The following is a 23,809-nucleotide window of genomic DNA, read 5'->3' as shown; positions in this document are numbered from 1 at the left end:
TGGGGGGTCGTAATCCAGTCATGTGTCACAGAGGTCGATCGGATCCGCGCGGAAGCGCGGTGCCGGTGTCCGGCGCGGGACGGAGGGCTTCCCGGACGGGCGGCGGGGTCCCCGGACGCGGTTCGGCGGCGGCTCGGTGCGGACGCGGGCCGGGGTGGGCGGTGGAGGGCGGTCAGTGGATGATGCCGGTCCGCAGGGCCACGGCCACCATCCCGGCACGGTCACCGGTGCCGAGCTTGCGGGCGATGCGGGCGAGATGGCTCTTGACGGTCAGTGCGGACAGGCCCATCGAGACGCCGATCGCCTTGTTCGACTGCCCCTCGGCGACCAGACGCAGCACCTCCACCTCGCGACCGGACAGCTCGCGGTAGCCGCCCGGGTGGCTCGGAGCACCCGGGGGGCGGCGGTGCAGGCGCGCGGCGGCGGCGCCGATGGGGGCGGCACCGGGTCGGGTGGGGAGCCCGATGTTGGTGCGGGTGCCGGTGACGACATAGCCCTTGACGCCGCCCGCGAGGGCGTTGCGGACGGCGCCGATGTCGTCGGCTGCGGACAGGGCGAGCCCGTTGGGCCAGCCCGCGGCGCGGGTCTCGGACAGAAGGGTGAGACCGGAACCGTCGGGAAGATGGACGTCGGCGACGCAGATGTCGCGAGGGTTGCTGATACGGGGACGGGCCTCTGCGATGGACGACGCCTCGATGACGTCGCGCACTCCGAGCGCCCAGAGATGGCGGGTGACGGTGGAACGGACACGGGGGTCGGCCACGACGACCATGGCGGTCGGCTTGTTGGGGCGATAGGCGACCAGGCTTGCGGGCTGCTCGAGGAGAACGGACACCAGGCCTCCTGGAGGGGTGCGGGGACGGGGCCGGCTCGGGGAAGCGGCCGGGACGAACGTGGTTTGAAGGTCACAGTCGTCTTCGGCACCAAACTCGTGCTCCTTTAGAGAATGATCACGATTTGGTGAGTAACAATCCGTGCAATTCGGACGCGCGAGCGATCATCTGAGGATCGAGTCGGTTCGGTCCATGGTCGATACGAGGCTGAAAGTGGCCGTATCGACAAAGAGATGGCAAGGAAGGTCAAGGGAACGTCGACAGGCCGGTGGCCTCCGCGGCGTCAGCGGGGCTGCGGCCCCCGGCGCTGCGGCAGCGTCACCACCGAGGCGTCGCCCGGCCCCGCCGGGGGCAGGCCCGCCACCTGGCACAGCAGGTCGCACCAGGAGGCCAGGTGGGCCGCGGTGTCCGGGACCCCGCCGATGCCCTCCCGGGGCGTCCACGAGGCGCGGATCTCGATCTGGGAGGCGGCCGGGCGGGCCGCGAGACCACCGAAGTAGTGCGAGCTCGCGCGGGTGACGGTCCCGCTGGGCTCGCCGTAGGCCAGCCCGCGGGCCTGCAGCGCGCCGGTCAGCCAGGACCAGCACACGTCGGGCAGCAGCGGGTCCGCCGCCATCTCCGGCTCCAGCTCCGCGCGCACCAGCGTCACCAGACGGAAGGAGCCCTGCCAGGCCTCGTGCCCGGCCGGATCGTGCAGCAGGACGAGGCGCCCGTCGGCGAGGTCCTCGTCGTCCGCGACCACGGCCGCCTCCAGCGCGTACGTGTGCGGGGCGAGCCGCTGCGGCGGGCGCGACGGTTCGATCTCGATCTCCGGCCGCAGGCGCGCGGCCTTCAGGGCGTCGACCGCGGCGCGGAAGGGCAGGGGAGCCGTGTCCTTCGCATCGCCCGCCCCCTCCGCGTCGTCCATTCCGCCGTCGCCGTCCGTCACTCGTTCCTGAGCCGCAGCCATGCGGGGAAGATTAAGGGGAGGAAAGCGCGTTCGCTTGGAGAGACACCCGTTGCCGCCGGGGGTTCGGCTGCCGCGGGCGGTTCGGCGTGGCCGGTTCCTGTCGTAGGCGGCCGGGTCGTGGGGGAGACGGCCGGGTCGTGGGCGGCCGGTCTCCTTCGGCTCTCCTGCGGCGGTGAGTCGCTCCGCGCGGCCAAGCCGTGCACGGACACCGCCCCGCGCCCCTTCCGGGCGCCTTCCGCCCCGCGGCGGGATCGCTCCGGTGACGTGCGAGACTTTTGACGTGAGTGTCAATGACCGCCCTCCCACGGGCCAGCCGACAGCGACGTACGACTCCGCCTTCCTGAAGGCGTGCAGGCGCGAGCCCGTGCCGCACACCCCGGTGTGGTTCATGCGGCAGGCCGGACGCTCCCTGCCCGAGTACCGCAAGGTGCGCGAGGGCGTCCCCATGCTCGAGTCCTGTATGCGGCCCGAGCTGGTCACCGAGATCACCCTCCAGCCGGTGCGCCGGCACGGCGTGGACGCGGCGATCTACTTCAGCGACATCGTGGTGCCCCTGAAGGCCATCGGCGTCGACCTCGACATCAGGCCCGGCGTCGGCCCGGTCGTCGAACATCCCATCCGCACCCGAGCCGACCTGGCCAGGCTGCGCGACCTGACCCCCGAGGACGTCTCCTACGTCACCGAGGCGATCGGCCTGCTCACGGCGGAGCTGGGTGAGATCCCGCTGATCGGTTTCGCGGGCGCTCCCTTCACCCTGGCGAGCTACCTCATCGAGGGCGGCCCGTCCCGTACGTACGAGCACACCAAGGCGCTCATGTACGGGGACCCGCAGCTCTGGTCCGACCTGGTGGACCGGCTCGCGGACATCACGGCCGCGTTCCTCAAGGTGCAGATCGAGGCCGGTGCCTCGGCCGTCCAGCTCTTCGACTCCTGGGCCGGCGCCCTGGCCCCCGCCGACTACCGCCGCTCGGTGCTGCCCGCCTCGTCGAAGGTCTTCCGGGCCGTCGAGGGCTACGGCGTCCCCCGCATCCACTTCGGCGTCGGCACGGGTGAGCTGCTGGGGCTGATGGGCGAGGCCGGCGCGGACGTCGTCGGCGTGGACTGGCGGGTGCCACTGGACGAGGCGGCCCGCCGTGTCGGCCCCGGCAAGGCGCTCCAGGGCAATCTCGACCCGGCGTTGCTCTTCGCCCCGCGGGAGGCCGTCGAGGCCAAGACCCGCGAGGTGCTGGACGCCGCCGCCGGTCTCGAGGGGCATGTCTTCAACCTCGGCCACGGCGTCATGCCGTCCACGGACCCGGACAGCCTCACCCGGCTCGTGGAGTACGTCCACACGCAGACGACCCGCTGACGGCGCGGCTGCCCCGTGCTCACCCGGAGCCCTCTCCGGTCTCCTTCCGCGCGTCACCGGTCTTCGCCGGACATGCCGGGTTCCGTGGGCCGGGGCGTTGCGCGGCGGCGTCTCCCGACCCGAACACGTGAAGCGATCACCCGCGGTCGGGCCGGGTCGCCTCACCAGCCCGGTCGTGCGCGCCTGCCCCAGGACATGCCGCGCGGCTCCGGTGGTTGCGGGGTGCCCCGGCGCAGGGGCATGGCCAGGACCATGCCCACGATGAAGCCCACCACATGGGCCGCGTACGCCACCGTGCCGGCCGAGGAGACACCGTTCCCGGACGAGTACACCGCCTGCAGCACGAACCAGAAGCCGAGCACGATCCACGCCGGCAGCCGCAGCGGCAGGAACAGCAGGAACGGTACGAGGATCCAGACCCGCACCCTGGGATAGAGCACCAGATACGCGCCGAGCACGCCCGCGATGGCGCCCGACGCGCCGATCAGCGGGTCGCTCGAGCCCGCGTCGAGGTACGCGTAGCCGTAGCCCGCCGCGTACCCGCACGCCACGTAGAAGATCGCGAAGCGGACGTGGCCCAGACGGTCCTCGATGTTGTTCCCGAAGATCAGCAGGAACAGCATGTTGCCCAGCAGGTGCAGCCAGCTGCCGTGCAGGAACATCGCGGTGAACACCGACGCCGGCGGCGACTTGTGGTAGCCCGGCGGGGCCACCACACAGCCCGGCCCGTGCGGGCCGACCCCGACGGCGCCCGTGGGCACCAGCCGCGGCAGCTGGTCGTGGATCAGCTCGCGCGGCACCGCGGCGTAGTGGTCCAGGAACGCCTGGAGGTGGCACAACTGGGACAGGTCGCTCTGCCCCGCCACCGAGCCCGCCAGGCCCGGGGTGCACAGGAAGACGATGACATTGGCTGCGATCAGCGCGTACGTCACATAGGGCGTACGGCGCACCGGGTTCACATCATGGACGGGGATGACCACAGGGAAGTACTGCCCGGGATCCTTCCGGTGAATCGGTGAACGCGGCGGTCCGCGCCCGCGTATGTCTCCTCAACCGCTCGCGGCGCGGGGAAGGCGTGTCGTGGGGACGACGTGAGGAACAGGCGATGAAGGACCGGGTTACTCCTCCGATACACGCCCTGCCCGACGGCGAGGCCGAGCTCGCGCTGGTGATCCAGCTGCCCTGGGAGGACGTCGCGCGGCTCGGCCAGGAGGCCGCGCGGCTCGCGACCCAGATGCAGCGGCCCGTGACACTCGACGAGGCGGTCAGCCACCGGCTGCGGTCCTCCCGGGGTGTCGCCGCGCATGCGAAGCCGACGACGTCACCGCAGCCGGCTGCGGTGACGTCGTCGGCGTCCGTGTCGTCGCTGCCCGCCCGGCCGCCGGGGGAGCAGGCGCGGCAGGTCATGGAGAGGGTCAACGGGACCGGGCAGCACGAGACGGCCTGATCCGGGCCGCCGGCCGCGCCCCTTGCGGGCGCGCCCGTCACCGGGTGTTCTCGCGTACGGCGGTGGCGGCCTTTCTGGCCGCCACCAGGACCGGGTCCCACACCGGTGAGAACGGAGGGGCGTACCCCAGATCCAGGGCCGTCATCTCCTCGACCGTCATCCGCGCGGTCAACGCCACCGCCGCGATGTCCACCCGTTTCGCCGCGCCCTCCCTGCCGACGATCTGGACGCCCAGCAGGCGGCCCGTGCGGCGTTCGGCGAGCATCTTGACCGTCATGGGGGCCGCGTGCGGGTAGTAGCCCGCGCGGCTCGTCGACTCGATCGTGACCGACTCGTACTGCAGCCCCGCCCGCCGGGCGTCCTTCTCGCGCAGTCCGGTACGGGCGATCTCCAGGTCGCACACCTTGCTCACGGCCGTACCGACGACGCCCGGGAACGTGGCGTAGCCGCCGCCCACATTGGTGCCGACGACCTGCCCGTGCTTGTTGGCGTGCGTGCCCAGCGGAATGTGCCGCTCACGGCCGGAGACCAGGTCGAGGACCTCGACGCAGTCGCCGCCGGCCCAGATGTTCCCGTGACCGCGAACCCGCATCGCGAGGTCGGTGAGCAGTCCGCCGTGCTCGCCGAGCGGCAGCCCGGCGGCCTTCGCCAGGGCCGTCTCGGGCCGTACGCCGATCCCCAGGACCACCACGTCCGCCGGGTACTCGGCGTCCTGGGTGCCGACGGCCCGGACCTCGCCGTCGTCATCGGTGAGGATCTTGGTGACCTCGGCGTCGTTCACCATGGCGATGCCGAGGCCCTCCAGGGCCCGGTGCACCATACGTCCCATGTCCGGGTCGAGGGTGGACATCGGTTCGCTGCCGCGGTTGACGACCGTGACCTCGTAACCGCGGTTGATCATCGCCTCGGCCATCTCCACGCCGATGTAGCCCGCGCCGACCACCACCGCCCGGCGCCCCTTCGTGGTGGTGAGGGTGTCCAGGAGCGCCTGGCCGTCGTCCAGGGTCTGCACCCCGTGCACCCCGGGCGCGTCGGCGCCCGGCAGGTCGGGGCGGATCGGGCGGGCCCCGGTCGCGATCACGAGCTTGTCGTACGACGTCCACTCCTCGGCCCCGGATTCGACGTTCCGGGCGCGGACCCGGCCGCCCGACACGTCGACCTCCGTGACCTCCGTCCGCATGCGCAGGTCGATGCCGCGCGCCCGGTGCTCCTCGGGGGAACGGGCGATCAACTCGTCCCGGGTGGCGACGGCGCCGCCCACCCAGTACGGGATGCCGCACGCCGAGAACGAGGAGAAGTGGCCGCGTTCGAACGCCACGATCTCCAGCTCGTCGGGGCCCTTGAGACGGCGCGCCTGCGCTGCGGCGGACATGCCTGCGGCATCGCCGCCGATGACGACCAGACGCTCCCGTGTACGGCTCGTACGGCTGCTGCGGCTCATGTTCATGCGAACACGCTAAGGGCGGGGGGCATTTCAGTCCTGCTCCTCCCTGCCTTCGCGCTCCGGTGCGGTGCGGGCCATGGTGAGGGGGCCGAGGGCGGTCGGCGCCGGGGCCGGGCGGCGCGGCAGCCGGGGGCGCACCACCGGGGTCCGCAGCGGCACCAGGACGGCCGCGAGCACCAGGAAGGGGAGGGCCGCGCCGATCGCCGGCGCGATCCACCTCGGCAGCGCGGCGAAGACATGCCGGCCGCCCGCCAGGGCGCCCAGGAACCCGGGCCGGTCGTCCTCGGCCGCCTTCTGCACCGGGTCCCGGACAGCGAGAGCGTGATCGTGGCCAGGCCGGCGCGGTCCTTCAGGGACGCCTGCCGGGCGAGCACGGACGCTGCTTCGACGCCGGGCCCCGGCGGAACGTTGGACGGATTCCGGTCCCGATGCGGTCACGGTCGGGGCCCGGACGGGACACCGGGTGGTGCCGGCCGGGTTGTCAGTCGGGTCTGAGAGGCTGGGGACATGAGCGCAGTGGAGGCCCGCGGGGGCGCGGGGCATGTCGTCGTCATCGGGGGCGGGATCGCGGGCCTGGCCGCCGCCCACCGGCTGCTGGACCGGGGCGCGCGGGTCACGGTCCTGGAGGCGTCGGACCGGGTCGGCGGCAAGCTGCTGCCCGGCGAGATCGCGGGCGTGCGGGTCGATCTCGGGGCCGAGTCGATGCTGGCGCGACGGCCCGAGGCGGTGGCGCTCGCCCGGGAGGTGGGCCTCACGGACCGCCTTCAGCCGCCGGCCACGGCGACCGCCTCGATCTGGACCCGTGGCGCCCTGCGGCCGATGCCGAAGGGGCACGTCATGGGCGTCCCCGGCACCGCCTCCGCGCTGTCCGGCGTCCTGTCCGACGAGGGCCTGGCCCGGATCGAGCGTGACGCGGTGCTGCCGCGCACGGAGTTCGGCGACGACGTGGCGGTGGGGGAGTACGTGGCGGCGCGCCTCGGCCGCGAGGTCGTCGACCGCCTGGTGGAGCCGCTCCTCGGCGGGGTGTACGCGGGCGACGCGTACCGCATCTCCCTGCGCTCGGCGGTCCCGCAGCTCTTCCGGGCCGCCAGGGAGCACGACTCGCTGACGGAGGCGGTCCGCGAGATCCAGGCGAAGGCCGCCGCGGCACAGCAGACCGGACCGGTCTTCATGGGGATCGAGGGAGGCGTCGGGCGACTGCCGCTCGCGGTCGCGGAGTCGGTGCGGTCGCGGGGCGGCGAGATCCGCCTGAGGACCGCGGCGGACGGACTGCGCCGCACCTCCGAGGAGTGGGAGGTCGTCGCCGGGGGCCGTGTGGAGCGGGCGGACGCGGTGGTGATCGCGGTGCCCGCCGCCGCGGCCGCCCGGTTGCTGGCCGCCGAGTCCCCGGACGCGGCCGCCGAACTGCGCACCGTCGAGTACGCCTCGATGGCCCTTGTCACGCTCGCCTACCGGCGCGAGGACACCTCCCTCCCCGAGGGCAGCGGCTTCCTGGTGCCGCCCGTCGACGGGCGCACGATCAAGGCGTCCACCTTCGCCTCCCAGAAGTGGGGGTGGATTGCCGACGAGGACCCGGAGGTGGTGGTGCTGAGGACGTCCGTCGGGCGGTACGGCGAGACGGAGATCCTCGAGCGCGAGGACGCCGACCTCGTGGCCGTGTCGCGGCACGACCTGCGCGAGGCGACCGGCCTGGACGCCGCCCCGGTGGCCACCCGCGTCACCCGCTGGACCGACGGCCTGCCGCAGTACCCGGTCGGCCACCACGCGCGCGTGGCCCGCGTCCGTGAGCACGTCGCGAAGCTGCCGGCGCTCGCGGTGTGCGGGGCGGTGTACGACGGGGTAGGGATCCCGGCGTGCATCGCGAGCGCGTACGCGGCCGTGGACCAGCTGGGCGGCGACACGGGGGCTGTGCAGGAGCTCACCGCGAACCCGGTGCAGAGCCTGCACGGCGGAGCGGGAGAATAGGCGCATGAGTGACGACGCCCCCACCACCGAGTCCGGCAGGATCCCGAACAAGGGCAAGCTGGCCAAGGACCTCAACGAGGTCATCCGCTACACGCTGTGGTCCGTCTTCAAGCTGAGGGACGTGCTGCCCGAGGACCGCGCCGGGTACGCCGACGAGGTCCAGGAGCTGTTCGACCAGCTGGCCGCCAAGGACGTGACCATCCGCGGCACGTACGACGTCTCGGGCCTGCGCGCCGACGCCGACCTCATGATCTGGTGGCACGCCGAGACCAGCGACCAGCTCCAGGAGGCGTACAACCTCTTCCGCCGCACGAGGCTGGGCCGGGCCCTGGAACCGGTGTGGTCGAACATGGCGCTGCACCGCCCGGCCGAGTTCAACCGCTCGCACATCCCGGCGTTCCTCGCCGACGAGACGCCGCGCAACTATGTCAGCGTCTACCCGTTCGTGCGTTCCTACGAGTGGTATCTGCTGCCGGACGAGGACCGCCGCCGTATGCTCGCGGACCACGGCAAGATGGCCCGCGGCTACCCGGACGTGAGGGCCAACACGGTCGCGTCGTTCTCCCTGGGTGACTACGAGTGGATCCTGGCCTTCGAGGCCGACGAGCTGTACCGCATCGTCGACCTCATGCGCCACCTGCGCGGCTCGGAGGCCCGGATGCACGTCCGCGAGGAGGTGCCCTTCTTCACCGGGCGCCGCAAGTCCGTGGCCGAGTTGGTGGCCGGGCTCGCCTGAGGCGAGGCGGCTTCCGGTCGGCCGGCCGTGGGTCCGGGGGTTGTCCCCGGGTGGCGCGGCGCCGGGCGCCGCAATCCGGTGGCCGGGCTCGCCCGAGCGCTGTGGACGGGGGCGCGGGTCGCCGCGCCCCCTCGGTTCGTCAGGGTGGCGGGCTGGAGGCGGCCGGCGGCAGGGAGTAGGTCTGCGACGGGGTCACCGGCGCCGGTGTCCCCGGGTCGTCCGTGGGCCCCGGCGGCGCGGGGGAGTGGGTGAGCGGGGGCGGGCTGGAGGTGGCCGCGTCCTGCGCCAGCGCGTCGAAGTCGACGTAACCGGTGGCCTCCAGGACCTTGATGTGGTCCAGGACCGTCGTGTTCGCGTCGTCGGCGAGGGCACGCACGAGCGAGTTGCGGGTCGTGGCGCGGACCTGGGCGACGACGGTGAAGACCTTGCCGTGGGCCCGGCGGAGCAGGTTGGCGAAGTCGCGGTCGTACTCCTCGCCCTGGGCGGCGTCCAGGGTGGCGAGCCACTGGCGCTGCTGGGCGTTCGGCTGGTTGGGCAGGGCGAGGCCGAGCCGGGCGGCCACGTCGCGGACCCGGGCGTCCAGGAAGGTGTGGCCCGTCACCAGGTGCCGGCCCGCGGTACGGACGGCCTCGGTGGTGCCCTTCTGCTCGGCCTGCTGTCCCGCGGGCAGCTCCCACAGTCCGGCCAGCCGGACCTTGGTGATGAAGTCGCGGTCCAGCGCCGACAGCGGTCCGTACTGGGTCGACACGGACTCGGCGTTCAGCGTGTCGACGCCGGTGCCGGAGCGGTCCGCGTAGGACCAGATCGGGAAGACCAGCGCGGCAAGGGTCCCCGCCAGCAAGGTGATGAGGATCCCGGTGCCGCTGAGGATGCCGCGGCCTCGGACGGGTCTGGATCTCAAGGTGCCTCCTGCTTGCGGCACCGCACGCTAGTGCGCTTGGGGTGCGGGTTGGCATATTACTGCGCTGTATACGCCAACCGCCGTGCGAGACAAAGCGCCAGGAAAACGGTCATCACGCGTGCAATGCCGCAGTTACAAGAGCGGGCATTACGGGACTGAGCGCCTCAAGCAACCGCTCTCTTGGAAGGGCGTGACTGTTGTGTGAACCACGGCACATTCCCCGCGGACGGTCCCCGGAACGCCCACCGGAGTGGTACGAGGCGGGCAGCGCCCGGCGCGCGGTGCGCTTCACTGCCGCAGCAGGACCCGGCGCGTGGCGCGCAGCATACGGGCGGCAGGATGCCGGGACGGCGGCGTGGGGCCCGAGCGCTCCAGCCACCACGCGCGCAGCCGGCGCCGCGCCCCACCGTCCTCGGGTCGCCCGGTGAGCAGCAGGTGCTCGGCGAAGTCGAGGGCGTCGCGCCGGTAGCCGCCGGTCATCGGGTGCCGCTGGGCGTAGCCGAGGAAGGCGGACCGGTACCCCTCCCCGAGGATGCCGGGCAGCTCGGGCGCGACCTTGGCCACGACACCGGCCCGCTTGGCGGCCAGGGCCCGCGCCTGCACCCCGAGCCGCACCCGGTCGAACCCCTCGGGTACGGGCGTGCCGGCGACGAGGCAGGACAGCAGCGCGGCCTGCGCGAGACCGAGCCGCTGCCGGGCCGCTTCGGTGCCGGCACCCGGACGCCCGCGCATCCCCACCTCCGGGACCGGAGGTGTCCCCGGCCCGGGCGCGGCCTTCTCCACCGTCTCCCGGATGACGGCCAACTCCCTCTCCAGCTCCGCCGGTTCCGGGAAGTTCTCGTCGCGCTCCAGCAGGACACCCGGTGGCGCGGTACGGGAGGCCAGGTCGGCCAGGATGTCCAGGACCGGTCGCGGGACCGGGTGGGCGTGGCTGTCGTGCCAGACGCCGTCGCGCTCGTAGCCGCCCGCGACATGGACGTACGCGACCGCCTCGACGGGCAGCTCGTCCAGCGCCTTCGCCGGGTCCTCGCCGCGGTTGACGTGGTTGGTGTGGAGGTTGGCGACGTCGATCAGCAGCCGCACGCCTGTGCGGTCCACCAGCTCGTACAGGAACTGCCCCTCGGTCATCTCCTCGCCCGGCCAGGAGATCAGCGCCGCGATGTTCTCCACGGCGAGCGGCACGGGCAGCGCGTCCTGCGCGATCCGGATGTTCTCGCTCAGGACCCTCAGCGCGTCCCGGGTGCGGGGTACCGGCAACAGATGCCCGGCCTCCAGCAGCGGGGACGCCGTTCGCGGCCCGCCCGCCCGGACGAACGCGATGTGCTCGGTGACCAGCGGTGCGCCCAGGGCCTCGGCCCGCTCGGCGAGGGCGGCCAGCCGGACCTCGTCGGGGCGGTCCGCGCCGCCGAGGCCGAGGGACACTCCGTGCGGGACGACGGTGACGCCGCGCTCGCGCAGCCGCAGCAGTGACTCGGGGAGATGCCCGGGGCACACGTTCTCGGCCACGACCTCGACCCAGTCGAGGCCCGGCATGCGCTCCACCGCGCCCGCGATCTCCGGCCGCCACCCGATGCCCGTACCCAGTCGCTCCATCGTCCCCTCCCCCGCACAGGCCCGCCGGGACCCGTTGGACCGCCCGCTGTCGCGGTGACGGGGTCATGGCCCCGGCTGTCGGCATCGAACCCCTCGCAGGGGACGTTCAGAGCAACATTTGAGGTTCCGCCGGGATGTTCCGCCGGGATGGGTGACGGCTGCCGCGCGGCTGTCCAGCGGACGGGATCCCGGCCGAGGAGCCGCAGCGTCGCGTCGAGCGGGTCCGCGCCGGGCGGTGCGGCGAGCGGCGGCGCGAAGGCGAAGCCCGGTCCGCGTCCCACCGGGTCCGGCGGTACGAGCAGGGTGACATCGAGGGCTGCCTCGAGCGTGGCGGCGGGCAGCACCGTTGCCGTGTCGAGCGTGGCTGCCACGTCCCAGGCGTGCGCCACGCAGTGGACCGGGTGGAAGCCGGGAGCCGTGCGGTCGGGCACCACGCGGAAGAGGGTGGCCGGGCCTCTCTCGTCCCCGGGGAGCACGGTCCGTGAAACGGCTGCTCCCGGCCGACGGCGAACCGTGCTCAGTTCCGGCGCAGCCCCGGATGGTCCGCCACCATCGTGCAGCTGCCCGGCGCGATCTCCGTGAAACCCGCGTCGCGGACCAGCGGCAGGCCCGACGAGGTCAGTTCACGCCAGCGGGACGGGTCAGCCATGCGGACCGCGAGGGGGAAGCCGGCGTCGCGCCAGGCCGTGCGCTCCTCGTCCGGCAGGGCCCACCAGGCGAGTTGGGCGCCATGGCCGGCCTGGGCCATGGCCTTGCCCGCCGACATGTCCAGCTCCGGGTTCAGCCACAGCACGGGCGCCGCCGCTTCGGCCTCCAGCGGCGGTTCCGGGTCCTCGAGGTCCGTCCCCGAGACCTGCAGCCGGGCCAGGTCCTTCGGCCAGCCGTCCAGCGGGACCGGCGGGAAGACCCGGACCTCCGCCGCCTTGCCGGTGACCGTGATGCCCGGCAGTGCCTCGGCACGTCGCCACTCCGCGCCGCGCGCCCGCCGCACCACCTTCCGGATCCGCGCGTCCTGCCAGTCCCGCATGGCCCGCGCCCACTCTCCCTCGCCCAGCGAACGCCCGTCGCTCAGGATCACCAGCACGGCGCGGGCCGCCGTCTCCAGCGCGTCCGTGCGGGCCGGGGGAGCGGCGCGCTCGATGCGCACGACGAGCGGCAGCACGAACTGCGGCGCCTCGTCGCGCGGGGTGCGCTCGGTGCGGAACGGGCTGTCCTGACGGGCCTGGTCACTGGTCACGACGTCCAGTCTGCCAGGCGGAAGATCGGGGACCGGGGTGGGCGGAGGGCCTGCCCACTCACCCGGAACAGGCGGTGCGCTGGGCCTCCTGCCACTCGCAGACGGGGCAGAGCGTGATCCCCTTGTACGACGCCGGGTACTCCGTCGGCTCCCGGCACAGCACGCACTCGGCGAACGGCGGGCCGCCCGCCCCGGGCGCCGGTGCCGGGCGCGGGGCGGGCGTGTCGCAGTAGGCGCTCACTTCGCGGTCATCGCTCATGCCACCAGCGTAGGCACCTTCGGCGCGGTCACCGTCGGCGCCGGCCCGAGGCCTGGATCAGCTGGGAGACCTTCACGAACCGGTAACCTCGCTTGCGCAGCTCCGGCACCACCGCCCGCACGGCCTCCCCCGTCACCGGGGCCACGCTGCGGGTGCAGTGCATCACCACCACGGAACCGGGCCGGACCCCCTCCAGCACCTGCCGCGCGACCCGGCTCGCGTCCGTGGCGAACACGTCCCCGCTCACCACGTCCCACTGGACGGCCGTGACCCCGAGGGGAGCGATCGCGCGCAGGGCACGGTCGTCGTAGCAGCCGCCGGGGAAACGGAAGTACGGCATCACCTGGGAAACCCCGGCCTTGCGGATCGCGGCGAACGCGCGCTCCACATCCTGGCGCAGCTGGTTCTCGGGCAGGACCGGCAGGCCGAAGCAGCTCCGGGTGAAGGAGGAGTGGCTGTAGGAGTGGTTGCCGACCTCGAAGAGCGGGTCCTCGCCGATGTCCCGCGCCTCCTCGGGGTACTGGTCCGCCCAGCGCCCCGTCATGAACACGGTCGCCGGCACCTCCAGGTCCCGCAGCGTGTCGATCAGATCCGGGTTGTCGAACGCCTCGCCGGCGTCCGCCCGGTCTCCCTGGTCCGCGGCCATGTCCGCGTCGAAGGTGAGGGCGACCGTCTTGTCGTGCGTCGCGCCTTTGTCGAAGACGGGCGTGAGTCCGCCGGGCCCCGGCACCCGCATGATCGGCGTGCCGAGGGTCGCCGAGGGGGAGCCGGGGCGGCCGGTGGCGCCCCGCGCGGGGCGCCGGGGGACCTCGTCGGCTCCGCAGGCGGCGAACGTGGCGCCGAGGGCGCAGAGAACGGCAAAACAGGCGGCACGTCGCACAAGAGGGATCACCGTAGGAACGTAAGTCGACGGTTACTGGCAAAAGTGGATTTTTCCGATCGCCTCGGCCGTAGTGGTGCGTCGTGTCACCCTCCCGGTCGCAGCCTCGGCCGCACCGCGCCCTCCGCGAGGAGTTCACGGCACCTGTCCACGTCGTAGTCCGCCGCCGGGTACTGGGGATCCAGGTCGCGCAGGTGTTCCAGCAGGAGCCTGCTGACGGCCCAGTTGCGGTACCACTTGTGGTCGGCCGGGATCAGGTACCAGGGCGCGGCCGGTGTGGCGCAGCGGCTCAGAGCCGTCTCGTACGCCCGCTGGTAGGCCGGCCACAGGGCCCGTGCGTCGAGGTCGCCGGGGTCGAACTTCCACCGCTTGCGCGGTGTGTCGAGGCGTTTGAGCAGGCGGCGCCGCTGTTCCTCGTAGGAGATGTGCAGGAAGCACTTCACGATCGTCACCCCGTCGTCCGTCAGGGACGTCTCGAAGCCGTTGATCCGGCCGTAGCGGCTGTCGATCTCCTCGTACGGGGCCAGCGAGCGGACCTTGGCGATCAGCACGTCCTCGTACTGCGAGCGGTCGAAGATGCCGATCTCGCCGGGGAGTGGGAGCGCCCTGACCACACGCCAGAGGAAGTCGTGCCGCTGTTCCTCCGGTGTCGGCTCCTTGAAGGCGCGGATGCGGCAGCCCGCCGGGTTCAGCAGGCCGATGACGTGCTTGACCGTGCCGCCCTTGCCGCTGGTGTCCATGCCCTGGAGCACCAGCAGGATCCGGCGGCGGTCCCCGGCGGTCGCGGCGGCCCACAGCCGTTCCTGCAGGGCGGCCAGGTCCTTGCCGGTCCGGGCGGTGGCCGTGAGTCCGGCGGCCTTGCCGCGGGGCCCGCCGGGCGTCGCGCCGGCGTCGTGGACCGTCAGGTCGACGGGTTCGCCGACGGGGAGGCGGAGCAGTTCACGCAGCGGGACCTCGTCGCGCTTCTTCGCCATGGCGCACCCTTTGGTGGACGGTCGCACGCATCCGGGCTCTACAGTCGCACGCATCCGGGCCCTACAACGGAGGCGTCACGGAGTTCTCGGAGGACAGCGTGCGGGTCGCCTCCTCCGGAAGGTCGCGCGTCGCCTCCTCCGGGAGGTCGCGGGTCGCCTCCTCCGGGAGGTCGCGGGTCGCCTCCTCCGGGAGGTCGGGCGCGGGCTCGCTGGTCGGCGGGGGAGAAACCTCGGCCCGAGGCGGCCTGGCTGCCGTGGCGTCGTCCGGTGCCGCCTGCCCGGCCGTGACCGCCGGCGGCGCCTGTGCGGCCGTCGGCGAGGGGGCGCGGGCGCCGTCGGCCGCCGGCTGCCCCTCGTGCTGCTGGGCCGCCCGTTCCAGGAACCTGAGCAGCTCCACCGGGAACGGCAGTACCAGCGTCGAGTTCTTCTCGGCCGCCACCGCCACCACCGTCTGCAGCAGCCGCAGCTGGAGCGCGGCGGGCTGGTCGGACATCACTCCGGCGGCCTCCGCCAGCTTCCTGGACGCCTGGAGCTCCGCGTCGGCGTTGATGATGCGTGCCCGGCGCTCACGGTCGGCCTCGGCCTGCCGGGCCATCGACCGCTTCATCGCGTCCGGCAGCGACACGTCCTTGATCTCGACCCGGTCGATCTGCACGCCCCACCCCACGGCGGGACTGTCGATCATCAGTTCCAGTCCCTGGTTGAGCTTCTCCCGGTTCGACAGCAGGTCGTCCAGGTCGCTCTTGCCGATGATCGAGCGGAGCGAGGTCTGCGCCATCTGCGACACCGCGAAGCGGTAGTCCTCGACCTGGATCAGCGCGTTCGCCGGATCGACCACCTTGAAGTAGACGACGGCGTCCACGCGCACGGTCACGTTGTCCCGGGTGATGCCCTCCTGTCCGGGGATCGGCAGCGTCACGATCTGCATGTTGACCTTCTGCAGCCGGTCCGCCATGGGAATGATCAGTGTGAAACCCGGCGGCCTGGGCGCCCCGAGGAGCCGTCCGAAGCGAAAGACCACTCCGCGCTCGTACTGCTTGACGACCCGTGCCGCCGACGCGAGGCCCACGAGCCCCGCGACTCCGACCCCCACCAGGGCATCCACCAGCTCCTGGAGCATGACGACCCCCTGATCGAGAGGACCGGTATGTGTGCACTTGCCACGATAGTTCCGCCGGAGCCCGTCAGGCGAGGGACGGCGAGGGACGGCGGCGAAGGCCGTCGAGGGCGAGGCCCGCCGGTGCGCCACCGGCGGGCCCAGGGACGGTGGGGCGGGCGGCCCCGCCTCGTCAGGTGCCGGACGCCATCTGCAGCGGCTCCGCGCCGGACGTCATCCGCACGGGCTCCGTCCCGGCCGCGCTGTGCCGCTCCGCCCAGTTCTCCAGGGCCGTACGGCAGGCGTGGTCCAGGTGGTGCAGCCCGGACAGGTCCAGCTCGACCGGGCGGTCCTGCGGGAGCGCCTCCAGGCTGTCGAGGATCTTCGGCAGCCGCAGGAACGTCGCATTGCCCGACAGGTGCACCTGGATGGGTCCGGCGCCCTTGTCGACGACCTCCAGCTTGGCCTTGGAGGCCTCCCAGGCGGTCTTGACGACGGACAGGGCCAGACCGATCAGCACGCCCTCGAACATGTTCACCGCGACGATCGCGACGGCGGTGACCACGAGGATCAGCGCCTCGCCCCGGTGCGTCCGCCACAGGGAGGCGATCTGCCGGAACGGGATCAGCTTCCAGCCCGCGTGCACGAGGACGCCGGCGAGGGCGGGCAGCGGGATCAGTGCCAGGGCGAACGGCAGCAGCGCCGCGAACAGCAGCAGCCACACGCCGTGCAGGACGCGTGACGCCTTGGTCTTCGCGCCCGCGTGGACGTTGGCGGAGCTGCGCACGATCACCGCGGTCATCGGCAGCGCGCCGAGCAGACCGCACACCGCGTTGCCCGCGCCCTGGGCCATCAGTTCCTTGTCGTACTGCGTGCGTGGGCCCTCGTGCAGCCGGTCCACCGCCGCAGCGCTGAACAGGCTCTCCGCCGAGGCGATCAGGGTGAAGGCCACGACGGTGCCGTAGAGGACCGGGTCGGCGAGCCGGCCGAAGGCGTCGGAGCCGGGCGGCTGGATCACGCCGAGCAGGCCCTCCACCTGCACTGTGGCGACGGGCAGGGAGAAGGCGAGCGAGGTCAGCGTGGCCAGCAGCACCGCCGCGAGGGCGCCCGGCACGGCCCGCGCCTTCCTCGGAAGCTTCTTCCACAGCACGACCACGGCGATGGTGCCGGCGCCGATGGCGAGCGAGGTGAGCGCCGTGGTGCTGCCGAGAGCGTCCACGAGGGCACCCGGCAGTCCCGCGATCTTGTCGATGCCGGAGGCCGGGGCCTTCAGGCCGGCCGCCGCGTAGACCTGTCCGGCGATGATCACCAGCCCGATGCCGCAGAGCATGCCCTCGACGACGGATATGGAGATCGCCCGGAACCAGCGGCCGAGCTTCAGGGCGCCCATGGCGAGCTGGAGCAGTCCGGCGGCCAGCACGGTCACACCGAGCGCCGGCAGCCCGAACTCGCCGACGGCCTCGAAGACCAGCACGGTCAGACCCGCGGCGGGACCGGACACCTGCAGGCTGCTGCCGGGCATCAGTCCGGTGATGATGCCGCCCACGATGCCGGTGACGAGCCCCAGTTCGGCGGGGACGCCGGAGGCGACGGCCACGCCCACGCACAGCGGGAGCGCGACCAGGAAGACCACGAGCGAGGCGGCGAAGTCCTGCTTGAGATGAGGAAACTTGGTCATGGCGCCGCTCACAGAGCCCGGAACGTGTCGGTGTCGGTGCGGTGTTCGTGCACCGATCCGGTGTGGACCTCGTAGTACCAGCCGTGCAGGCGCAGTCGATCCGCCTTCAGGCGCTGCTCGATGCACGGGTAGGAGCGCAGGCGCAGCAACTGCGCCAGCACGTGGTTCTGCACGGCCTCCGCGACCGTCGGGTCGTCCGTGGCGGACGAGCGCGGCTCGGGCGCGGCGTGCGCGAGCCAGTCCCGCACGGCCGGCACGGCGGTCAGGTCGTCACCGCGCACGAGCGCGCCGACGGCTCCGCAGTGGGAGTGCCCGCAGACCACGATGTCCTGGACGCCGAGGACCTCCACGGCGTATTCGACGGTGGCCGCCTCGCTGGTGGGGTGTTCGGAGACGTACGGGGGCACGATGTTGCCCGCGGTGCGCAGTTCGAACAGTTCACCGGGCCGGGCTCCGGTGATCAGCGCGGGCACGACGCGGGAGTCGGAGCAGGTGATGAACAACACCTGCGGGGACTGGCCCTCGGCCAGCCGGGCGAACTCCTCCGGGCGCTGACCGTGCGCACGGGCGTTGTCGATGAGGGGCTGCATTGTCAGTTCCTCCTGGCGCGCCCTGGATGGCGCGTCGGTGTATGAAACGTGGCATATGCGGGTACGGCGACACGACCCACGTCGGCGTGCTCCGCCGATGTGGCGGGGTGAGCCGATGTGGCGGGGTGGGGGAGGTCGATGTCAGCCCGTACCGGGTGAAGGGCTCAGCAGCGGAACACCTGGAGTGCCGCGGGAGCGTGAGTGGTCGAGGATCTGGATATGTGCAGCGCGGCGGGAGAGGCGGCCGGTGGCCGCACGGCCGCGGCGTCGTGGGCCGGCGGCACGAGAGCGGGGGGCTCCGGAGCGGGGTCCGGCGCCGCGCGGTGCCGGACGCGGGTGCGCAGCGGGCCGGTGGGGCCGGCCGGGTGTTCGTGGCCGCCGCAGGTGACGACCTCGTCCGTCTCGTCGGCGCGCTTTGCGGTGACCGCCTCCGGGGCGTCGGCGGCCCTCATGTGGACCTGGTGCGCGGAGGCGGTGAAGGACGCGGTGGGCGCGAAGAGCTGCAGGGCGAGCAGGACGGCGGAGAGGATCGTGAGCACGAACCGGACCGTCGCACCGCGTACCATGCGCCTCCTTCCCCTTGCCCGCGTCTTTTCAGAGCGTGTCTCGCGAACACGTTAACCCGGCAACCACCTTTGCAGGGTCAACTGCACGTTTCAGGTAAAGGAAAGCCCAAAAACCGAGGTGGGCATGGCTTGAAGTCGTCGCTGACGCACGCCCGTTCGGGCCTGCTACGCGTGAACGGGCCAGTGGTGCTACCGCTGGACGAGGCTCCCGGCGTCGCGTGCGAGTGCGGTGAGGCGGGAGATGGCACGGAAGTACTTCTTGCGGTAGCCGCCCTTCAGCATCTCCTCGCCGAACAGCTGGTCGAACGGCAGCCCGGAGGCGAGCACCGGCACCTCGCGGTCGTAGAGCCGGTCCGCGAGCACCACGAGCCGCAGCGCCGTCGACTGGTCGGGCACCGGCCGGACGTCCGTCAGGCACACCGCCCTCACTCCGTCGGTCAGCGCGCCGTACCGGCTGGGGTGCACGCGCGCCAGGTGCTCGAGCAACTCCGGGAAGGCGTCGAGCGAGGCGCCCGCGGTGGTGTACGCCGCCTTCGTCACCTGCGCGTCGGTGTACGGCGCCGGCGCCTCGGGCAGTCCGCGGTGGCGGTAGTCCTCGCCGTCGATGCGCAGCGTGCGGAAGTGGGCCGCGAGGCCCTGGATCTCGCGCAGGAAGTCGGCCGCGGCGAAGCGGCCCTCGCCGAGCCTGCCCGGCAGGGTGTTGGAGGTGGCGGCGAGCGCCACGCCGGCCTCGACGAGCTTGCCGAGCAGGGTGGAGACGAGGACGGTGTCACCGGGGTCGTCCAGCTCGAACTCGTCGATGCACAGCAGGCGGTGGCCCGACAGCGTCTGCACGGCCTGCTGGAAGCCGAGCGCGCCGACCAGGTTGGTCAGCTCCACGAACGTGCCGAAGGCCTTGAGCGAGGGGTCGGCCGGGGTGGCGTGCCACAGGGAGGCGAGCAGGTGGGTCTTGCCGACGCCGTAGCCGCCGTCGAGGTAGACGCCGCGGGGGCCTGCGGGCGTTTTCGGTGCCTTGCTCCTGCCGAACCCGAGGAACCCCCGCTTCCCGGTGGCCCGCTCCCCGCCGAGCCCGGTCGCGAAGTCCTCGAGGACCCGGACGGCCTCGCTCTGGCTGGGCTGGTCCGGGTCCGGGATGTACGTGGAGAAGCGGACCGAGTCGAAGCGCGGCGGCGGCACCATCTCGGCGACGAGCCGGTCGGCGGGGACGTGCGGCTCGCGGGCGCACAGCGACAGCGGGGCCGCGTCGGCTATCGGTTCGGTCCGGGAGGCGGCGGTGGAGGACGACACGCTTCCCCACTGTACGTGTCATGCCACACTGCACGACATGCGACGCCTGTTCCCTGTGACCGACGAAACAGCGGCCCGGCCGGGTGCTCCGGCCCCGCACACCGGCGAGGTGCCGGGCGCCGGCAGGGCGGGCGGCGTCGACCGCGAGTGGTCGCTGGAGGAGCTCGCCGCGGCGTACGCCTATCCGGAGCCCCCGCCCGGCGGCCGGCAGCCCTGGCTGCGCGCCAACATGGTCTCCACCCTGGACGGTGCCGCCCAGCACGAGGGGCGCTCCCAGCCGATCTCCAGCGCCGCCGACATGCGGATCTTCGGCACGCTGCGGGGGCTCGCGGACGTGGTGGTCGTGGGCGCGGAAACGGTACGGCAGGAGGGGTACCGCCCGGCCCGCGAGCGTGCGGCCCTCGCGGCGATGCGCCAGGCGGCCGGGCAGACCCCGGTGCCCGCGATCGCCGTGGTCAGCTCCAGCCTGGAGCTGGACTTCTCCTGGCCGCTGTTCACCTCGGCCCTGGTGCCCACGCTGGTGCTCACCGGGGCCGCGGCGGCACCGGACCGGGTGGCGGCGGCCGAGAAGGCGGGCGCCAGGGTGGTGATCGCCGGGGACGGCATGGGCGTGGACCCCGTCCGCGCCGTCCGGGCCCTCGCGGACCTCGGCATGACCCGGCTGCTCACCGAGGGCGGGCCGCGTCTGCTGGGCCAGCTGATCGTCTCCGGGGTGCTGGACGAGCTGTGCCTGACCGTCTCCCCCATGCTCACGGCGGGCGATGCGCAGCGGATCGCCGGGGGCCCCTCGCTCACGGTGCCCAAGCGCTTCGCGCTGGCGTCGTTGCTGGAGGAGGAGGGGTTCCTGTTCACGCGGTACCGCCGGACCTGAGCGGCACGGCGGTAGCGGCACGGCGGTATGGGACGTTTTCGCACGGGAGCCGGTGGTGTGCGCCGACGGTGAGGAATCACCCGTTCCGTTCAGTGTTCGGTGGGCACACTAGTTCTCGCGGATCCCGTGCCGGTGCCGGGGCAGGATGGTTTCCGCAAGGGTCGTGACGGCCCACCGGGATAGGTCCGCGGTCCATGGAGGAGAAGGGCGCCTGTCGTGTTCACGAGCGTATTGATGATCGAAAAGGCCCTCACGTCCGCCGACGTGGAGTTCGTCACCACGTTGCACGGTGACGAGCCGGTCTCCTTCCACGTCCTGTTGCAGCCCCGCGGGGACCAGGCGGACCGCCTGCTGCGGGCCATCGACGACATCGCCCTGGGCGAGCTGGACGAGGCGGCGCACGAACGGGAGACACCGGAGGGCAAGGACGCCGTCGAGCTGGGCCGGCAGGCCCTGGAGGTGTCGCTGGCCGCGCTGCACGCGGCGGGCAGCGCGGCCCAGGGGCGTCTGATCGAGGACCACCCGCTGGACGCGCTCAAGGATCTGGTCGACGAGGTCGGCGCGGACGAGGTGATCGTGCTGACCGACCCGCACTACGTGGAGGAGTTCTTCCACCGCGACTGGGCCTCCAGGGCGCGGCACAAGGTGGGGGTGCCGGTGCTGAAGCTGTTCTCCCACAGCAAGGCCTGAGCGGCGCCGGGACTCCCGTGCGACGCACTAGGGTGTGTCGCTGAACGTCCGCCGTACCCGCACCCAGGAGACACGCATGGCACCCGGCCTCCCCACCGCCATGGACCGACCGCACTTCATCGGCATCGGCGGCGCCGGAATGTCGGGCATCGCGAAGATCCTGGCGCAGCGCGGCGCCAGGGTGGCGGGCAGCGACGCCAAGGACTCGCCGACCGCCGAGGCCCTGCGCGCGCTGGGCGTGACGGTGCACATCGGCCACGCGGCCGGGCACCTCGCCGACGACGCGAGCTGTGTCGTCGTCTCCTCGGCGATCCGTGAGGACAACCCCGAGCTGGCGCGCGCGGCCGAGCTGGGCATCCCGGTGGTCCACCGCTCCGACGCCCTGGCGGCCCTGATGGAGGACCTGCGCCCGATCGCGGTCGCGGGCACCCACGGCAAGACGACGACCACGTCGATGCTGGCGGTGTCCCTGACCGAGCTGGGCCTGAAGCCGTCGTACGCCATCGGCGGAGACCTGGACGCCCCCGGCTCGAACGCGCTGCACGGCGAGGGCGACATCTTCGTGGCGGAGGCGGACGAATCGGACCGCAGCTTCCACAAGTACGCCCCCGAGGTCGCCATCGTCCTCAACGTCGAACTGGACCACCACGCGAACTACGCGTCCATGGAGGAGATCCACGAGTCCTTCCAGACCTTCGCGGGCCGGATCGTCCCCGGTGGCACGCTGGTGATCTCGGCGGACCACGAGGGTGCGCGCGAACTGACGCGGCGGCTGGCCGGTTCGGTGCGGACGGTGACGTACGGCGAGGCGCCGGACGCCGACGTACGCATCCTCTCGATCGTCCCGCAGGGCCTGAAGAGCCGGGTCACGGTGGACCTGGACGGCTCGGAGCTGACCTTCGCGGTCTCCGTCCCCGGCCGCCACTACGCGGCGAACGCGGTCGCGGCCCTGACGGCGGGCGTGGCGCTCGGCATCCCGGCGGCGGAGCTGGCCCCGGCCCTGGCCGCGTACACGGGTGTGAAGCGACGTCTGCAGCTCAAGGGCGAGCGGGCCGGTGTCCAGGTCGTCGACTCCTACGCGCACCACCCCACGGAGATGACGGCGGACCTGGAGGCGATGCGGGCCGCGGTCGGCGGGTCCCGCATCCTCGTGGTCTTCCAGCCCCACCTGTTCTCCCGCACCCAGGAACTGGGCAAGGAGATGGGCCGGGCACTGGCGCTCGCGGACGCCTCCGTGGTCCTGGACATCTACCCGGCCCGCGAGGACCCGATCCCGGGCGTGACCAGCGAGCTGATCATCGAGGCGGCGCGGGCGGCGGGCGCGGACGTGCAGGCCGTCCACGACAGGGCGGAGGTCCCCGCGGTGGTCGCGGGAATGGCGAAGCCGGGCGATCTCGTTCTCACCATGGGAGCGGGCGACGTCACGGACCTCGGCCCGCGGATCCTGGACCGTCTCGCACAGAGCTAAGGGGTTGGTCTTCATGTCGTACGACGTCGAGAAGCCGGACGAGCAGTGGCGCGAGGAGCTGACCCCGGCGGAGTACGCCGTCCTGCGCCAGGCCGGCACGGAGCCCGCCTTCACCGGTGAGTACACGAACAGCAAGACCAAGGGCGTGTACTCCTGCCGCGCCTGCGGCGCCGAACTCTTCACCTCGGACACGAAGTTCGAGTCCCACTGCGGCTGGCCGTCCTTCTACGACCCGAAGGACAGCGACGCGGTGGAACTCATCGAGGACCGCTCGCACGGGATGGTGCGGACGGAGGTGCGGTGCACCAGGTGCGGCTCCCATCTCGGGCACGTGTTCGAGGGGGAGGGTTACCCGACGCCCACGGACCAGCGGTACTGCATCAACTCCATCTCCCTGCGCCTGGTCCCCGACGAGGGCTGACCGCAGCGGTCGACGGAGCGGTGCCTGTCGCCGGCCGACGGCAGCTCAGTCCCTGCGCACCGCGTAGGCGCCGAGTGCCGGCTCCGCGTGCCGAAGGCCTTCGCGGGCGGCCTCGGCGGCGGCGCCGTCGACCTGGTCGGCGGGGGTCCGGGCAGCCAGCCCCCGGGACCGGCCGGCCGCGAGGTCGTAGGGCTGTGGGCCCCACGGACCGGCACGCGGGAAGGTTTCGCCGCGGCCACCGCCCAGAGGCTCACCGCGACCGGGCACGGGCGTCGCGTTCCAGGCGGCGAACCGGACGGAAGACCACCCGGTGCGCGGCGGCCGGCTGGGCCGTGGCCGGGCGGGGCGCGAGGTCGTCGCCGCCGGCGCCCGTGGCGGTGGCGAGAGCGGCGGCGAGCGCCTGCTCGCGCTGCTCGTCGATCTCGCGCCCGCGGGCCCGCAGCCGGGCGCAGCCGTGCACCAGCCGGGCGACGACCTCGGGGCCTCGCCGCCCGGCCCGGCGACGTGGGCCCGGTGCAGCGCGTGACGGGCGGACTCGCCCGTCACCCGTCGGCGCACGGCCCGGGCGGGGCTGTC

26 protein-coding genes are annotated in these 23,809 nt (G+C 72.8%); 8 read left to right on the top strand and 18 right to left on the bottom strand.

Going from position 1 to position 23,809, the window contains the following annotated elements; all coding sequences use genetic code 11:
* Nucleotides 1–172: 172 nt before the first annotated feature.
* The gene (locus AC5WS8_RS09685; RefSeq protein ID WP_496102908.1) at nucleotides 173–835 is read right to left on the bottom strand and encodes a LuxR C-terminal-related transcriptional regulator; all 663 of its coding nucleotides are present in this window, start codon (nucleotides 833–835) and stop codon (nucleotides 173–175) included.
* Nucleotides 836–1,116: 281 nt separating this feature from the next.
* Nucleotides 1,117–1,740 (bottom strand): DUF3000 domain-containing protein, encoded by a 624-nt coding sequence (locus tag AC5WS8_RS09680; protein ID WP_496103149.1) that lies wholly within the window; start codon nucleotides 1,738–1,740, stop codon nucleotides 1,117–1,119.
* 322 nt (nucleotides 1,741–2,062) lie between these two features.
* Here AC5WS8_RS09680 and hemE point away from each other — a divergent pair, with 322 nt between their 5' ends.
* Nucleotides 2,063–3,130: a uroporphyrinogen decarboxylase gene (gene hemE, locus AC5WS8_RS09675; protein WP_496102907.1), complete on the top strand. Its 1,068-nt coding sequence runs from the start codon at nucleotides 2,063–2,065 to the stop codon at nucleotides 3,128–3,130.
* Nucleotides 3,131–3,291: 161 nt separating this feature from the next.
* On the opposite strand, the gene AC5WS8_RS09670 is transcribed toward hemE, so the two are convergent.
* Nucleotides 3,292–4,110, bottom strand: coding sequence for a rhomboid family intramembrane serine protease (locus AC5WS8_RS09670; RefSeq protein WP_496102906.1), 819 nt, complete (start codon nucleotides 4,108–4,110; stop codon nucleotides 3,292–3,294).
* Between the two features lie 125 nt (nucleotides 4,111–4,235).
* On the opposite strand from AC5WS8_RS09670, the gene AC5WS8_RS09665 reads away from it, so the two are divergent.
* Nucleotides 4,236–4,577 carry a hypothetical protein gene (locus AC5WS8_RS09665; RefSeq protein WP_496102905.1) on the top strand — a complete coding sequence of 114 codons (342 nt, stop codon included), beginning with the start codon at nucleotides 4,236–4,238 and terminating at the stop codon, nucleotides 4,575–4,577.
* A 37-nt stretch (nucleotides 4,578–4,614) separates the two neighbouring features.
* On the opposite strand, the gene AC5WS8_RS09660 is transcribed toward AC5WS8_RS09665, so the two are convergent.
* Together AC5WS8_RS09660 and AC5WS8_RS09655 are read right to left on the bottom strand one after the other, a co-directional pair.
* Nucleotides 4,615–6,024: an FAD-dependent oxidoreductase gene (locus AC5WS8_RS09660; protein ID WP_496102904.1), complete on the bottom strand. Its 1,410-nt coding sequence runs from the start codon at nucleotides 6,022–6,024 to the stop codon at nucleotides 4,615–4,617.
* A 27-nt stretch (nucleotides 6,025–6,051) separates the two neighbouring features.
* On the bottom strand, nucleotides 6,052–6,321 hold the full coding sequence (locus AC5WS8_RS09655; RefSeq protein WP_496102903.1) for a hypothetical protein: 270 nt from the start codon (nucleotides 6,319–6,321) through the stop codon (nucleotides 6,052–6,054).
* 207 nt (nucleotides 6,322–6,528) lie between these two features.
* On the opposite strand from AC5WS8_RS09655, the gene hemG reads away from it, so the two are divergent.
* Together hemG and hemQ are read left to right on the top strand one after the other, a co-directional pair.
* The gene (hemG, locus tag AC5WS8_RS09650) at nucleotides 6,529–7,986 is read left to right on the top strand and encodes a protoporphyrinogen oxidase (RefSeq protein WP_496102902.1); all 1,458 of its coding nucleotides are present in this window, start codon (nucleotides 6,529–6,531) and stop codon (nucleotides 7,984–7,986) included.
* Between the two features lie 4 nt (nucleotides 7,987–7,990).
* On the top strand, nucleotides 7,991–8,722 hold the full coding sequence (hemQ, locus tag AC5WS8_RS09645) for a hydrogen peroxide-dependent heme synthase (RefSeq protein WP_496102901.1): 732 nt from the start codon (nucleotides 7,991–7,993) through the stop codon (nucleotides 8,720–8,722).
* Between the two features lie 139 nt (nucleotides 8,723–8,861).
* On the opposite strand, the gene AC5WS8_RS09640 is transcribed toward hemQ, so the two are convergent.
* The 11 genes from AC5WS8_RS09640 to zapE all read right to left on the bottom strand — a co-directional run bounded on the left by AC5WS8_RS09640 (nucleotide 8,862) and on the right by zapE (nucleotide 19,783).
* Nucleotides 8,862–9,623, bottom strand: coding sequence for a DUF4142 domain-containing protein (locus tag AC5WS8_RS09640; protein WP_496102900.1), 762 nt, complete (start codon nucleotides 9,621–9,623; stop codon nucleotides 8,862–8,864).
* 288 nt (nucleotides 9,624–9,911) lie between these two features.
* The gene (locus AC5WS8_RS09635; protein ID WP_496102899.1) at nucleotides 9,912–11,216 is read right to left on the bottom strand and encodes an MbnB/TglH/ChrH family RiPP precursor modification enzyme; all 1,305 of its coding nucleotides are present in this window, start codon (nucleotides 11,214–11,216) and stop codon (nucleotides 9,912–9,914) included.
* Between the two features lie 517 nt (nucleotides 11,217–11,733).
* On the bottom strand, nucleotides 11,734–12,453 hold the full coding sequence (locus AC5WS8_RS09630) for a peptidyl-tRNA hydrolase (protein ID WP_496102898.1): 720 nt from the start codon (nucleotides 12,451–12,453) through the stop codon (nucleotides 11,734–11,736).
* A 58-nt stretch (nucleotides 12,454–12,511) separates the two neighbouring features.
* Entirely contained in the window at nucleotides 12,512–12,712 is a 201-nt protein-coding gene (locus AC5WS8_RS09625) for a hypothetical protein (protein ID WP_496102897.1), read from the bottom strand.
* 28 nt (nucleotides 12,713–12,740) lie between these two features.
* A complete protein-coding gene (locus AC5WS8_RS09620; protein WP_496102896.1) occupies nucleotides 12,741–13,604 on the bottom strand; it encodes a polysaccharide deacetylase family protein in 864 nt (287 codons plus the stop codon).
* Between the two features lie 74 nt (nucleotides 13,605–13,678).
* Nucleotides 13,679–14,566 carry a PPK2 family polyphosphate kinase gene (locus tag AC5WS8_RS09615; protein ID WP_496102895.1) on the bottom strand — a complete coding sequence of 296 codons (888 nt, stop codon included), beginning with the start codon at nucleotides 14,564–14,566 and terminating at the stop codon, nucleotides 13,679–13,681.
* Between the two features lie 61 nt (nucleotides 14,567–14,627).
* The gene (locus tag AC5WS8_RS09610; protein WP_496102894.1) at nucleotides 14,628–15,686 is read right to left on the bottom strand and encodes a slipin family protein; all 1,059 of its coding nucleotides are present in this window, start codon (nucleotides 15,684–15,686) and stop codon (nucleotides 14,628–14,630) included.
* A gap of 169 nt (nucleotides 15,687–15,855) precedes the next feature.
* Complete coding sequence (locus tag AC5WS8_RS09605; RefSeq protein WP_496102893.1) at nucleotides 15,856–17,340, bottom strand: SulP family inorganic anion transporter; 1,485 nt, start codon at nucleotides 17,338–17,340, stop codon at nucleotides 15,856–15,858.
* A gap of 8 nt (nucleotides 17,341–17,348) precedes the next feature.
* Entirely contained in the window at nucleotides 17,349–17,930 is a 582-nt protein-coding gene (locus AC5WS8_RS09600) for a carbonic anhydrase (RefSeq protein ID WP_496102892.1), read from the bottom strand.
* Nucleotides 17,931–18,094: 164 nt separating this feature from the next.
* Entirely contained in the window at nucleotides 18,095–18,496 is a 402-nt protein-coding gene (locus AC5WS8_RS09595; protein ID WP_496102891.1) for a hypothetical protein, read from the bottom strand.
* Nucleotides 18,497–18,685: 189 nt separating this feature from the next.
* Entirely contained in the window at nucleotides 18,686–19,783 is a 1,098-nt protein-coding gene (gene zapE / locus AC5WS8_RS09590) for a cell division protein ZapE (protein WP_496102890.1), read from the bottom strand.
* 37 nt (nucleotides 19,784–19,820) lie between these two features.
* Between zapE and AC5WS8_RS09585 the strand changes: the two genes are divergently transcribed.
* From AC5WS8_RS09585 to msrB, 4 genes are all read left to right on the top strand, one after another.
* The gene (locus AC5WS8_RS09585) at nucleotides 19,821–20,654 is read left to right on the top strand and encodes a pyrimidine reductase family protein (RefSeq protein WP_496102889.1); all 834 of its coding nucleotides are present in this window, start codon (nucleotides 19,821–19,823) and stop codon (nucleotides 20,652–20,654) included.
* A 216-nt stretch (nucleotides 20,655–20,870) separates the two neighbouring features.
* A complete protein-coding gene (locus tag AC5WS8_RS09580; protein WP_496102888.1) occupies nucleotides 20,871–21,344 on the top strand; it encodes an indole-3-glycerol phosphate synthase in 474 nt (157 codons plus the stop codon).
* Between the two features lie 76 nt (nucleotides 21,345–21,420).
* Nucleotides 21,421–22,812, top strand: coding sequence for a UDP-N-acetylmuramate--L-alanine ligase (gene murC / locus AC5WS8_RS09575; protein ID WP_496102887.1), 1,392 nt, complete (start codon nucleotides 21,421–21,423; stop codon nucleotides 22,810–22,812).
* Between the two features lie 13 nt (nucleotides 22,813–22,825).
* On the top strand, nucleotides 22,826–23,233 hold the full coding sequence (gene msrB, locus AC5WS8_RS09570; RefSeq protein WP_496102886.1) for a peptide-methionine (R)-S-oxide reductase MsrB: 408 nt from the start codon (nucleotides 22,826–22,828) through the stop codon (nucleotides 23,231–23,233).
* A 45-nt stretch (nucleotides 23,234–23,278) separates the two neighbouring features.
* Here msrB and AC5WS8_RS09565 read toward each other — a convergent pair whose 3' ends face one another.
* Nucleotides 23,279–23,500, bottom strand: a complete 222-nt coding sequence (locus AC5WS8_RS09565; protein ID WP_496102885.1) for a hypothetical protein — start codon at nucleotides 23,498–23,500, stop codon at nucleotides 23,279–23,281.
* Nucleotides 23,484–23,693 (bottom strand): hypothetical protein, encoded by a 210-nt coding sequence (locus AC5WS8_RS09560; RefSeq protein ID WP_496102884.1) that lies wholly within the window; start codon nucleotides 23,691–23,693, stop codon nucleotides 23,484–23,486. Before AC5WS8_RS09560 ends, AC5WS8_RS09565 begins: the two co-directional genes overlap by 17 nt.
* Nucleotides 23,694–23,809 lie beyond the last annotated feature (116 nt).

This window comes from Streptomyces sp. PTL18, assembly GCF_059510295.1.
Note: the sequence above shows the minus strand (reverse complement) of the source record. Positions and strands in the feature narration are given on the sequence as shown.

Excerpts from the sequence above, each read along its gene's own strand:
- AC5WS8_RS09680 (WP_496103149.1), bottom strand. The coding sequence starts at position 1,740 with ATGGACGACGCGGAGGGGGCGGGCGATGCGAAGGACACGGCTCCCCTG.
- AC5WS8_RS09665 (WP_496102905.1), top strand. The coding sequence starts at position 4,236 with ATGAAGGACCGGGTTACTCCTCCGATACACGCCCTGCCCGACGGCGAG.
- AC5WS8_RS09660 (WP_496102904.1), bottom strand. The coding sequence starts at position 6,024 with ATGAACATGAGCCGCAGCAGCCGTACGAGCCGTACACGGGAGCGTCTG.
- hemG (WP_496102902.1), top strand. The coding sequence starts at position 6,529 with ATGAGCGCAGTGGAGGCCCGCGGGGGCGCGGGGCATGTCGTCGTCATC.
- hemQ (WP_496102901.1), top strand. The coding sequence starts at position 7,991 with ATGAGTGACGACGCCCCCACCACCGAGTCCGGCAGGATCCCGAACAAG.
- AC5WS8_RS09635 (WP_496102899.1), bottom strand. The coding sequence starts at position 11,216 with ATGGAGCGACTGGGTACGGGCATCGGGTGGCGGCCGGAGATCGCGGGC.
- AC5WS8_RS09625 (WP_496102897.1), bottom strand. The coding sequence starts at position 12,712 with ATGAGCGATGACCGCGAAGTGAGCGCCTACTGCGACACGCCCGCCCCG.
- AC5WS8_RS09615 (WP_496102895.1), bottom strand. The coding sequence starts at position 14,566 with ATGGCGAAGAAGCGCGACGAGGTCCCGCTGCGTGAACTGCTCCGCCTC.
- AC5WS8_RS09610 (WP_496102894.1), bottom strand. The coding sequence starts at position 15,686 with ATGCTCCAGGAGCTGGTGGATGCCCTGGTGGGGGTCGGAGTCGCGGGG.
- AC5WS8_RS09605 (WP_496102893.1), bottom strand. The coding sequence starts at position 17,340 with ATGACCAAGTTTCCTCATCTCAAGCAGGACTTCGCCGCCTCGCTCGTG.
- AC5WS8_RS09600 (WP_496102892.1), bottom strand. The coding sequence starts at position 17,930 with ATGCAGCCCCTCATCGACAACGCCCGTGCGCACGGTCAGCGCCCGGAG.
- AC5WS8_RS09595 (WP_496102891.1), bottom strand. The coding sequence starts at position 18,496 with ATGGTACGCGGTGCGACGGTCCGGTTCGTGCTCACGATCCTCTCCGCC.
- AC5WS8_RS09585 (WP_496102889.1), top strand. The coding sequence starts at position 19,821 with ATGCGACGCCTGTTCCCTGTGACCGACGAAACAGCGGCCCGGCCGGGT.
- murC (WP_496102887.1), top strand. The coding sequence starts at position 21,421 with ATGGCACCCGGCCTCCCCACCGCCATGGACCGACCGCACTTCATCGGC.
- msrB (WP_496102886.1), top strand. The coding sequence starts at position 22,826 with ATGTCGTACGACGTCGAGAAGCCGGACGAGCAGTGGCGCGAGGAGCTG.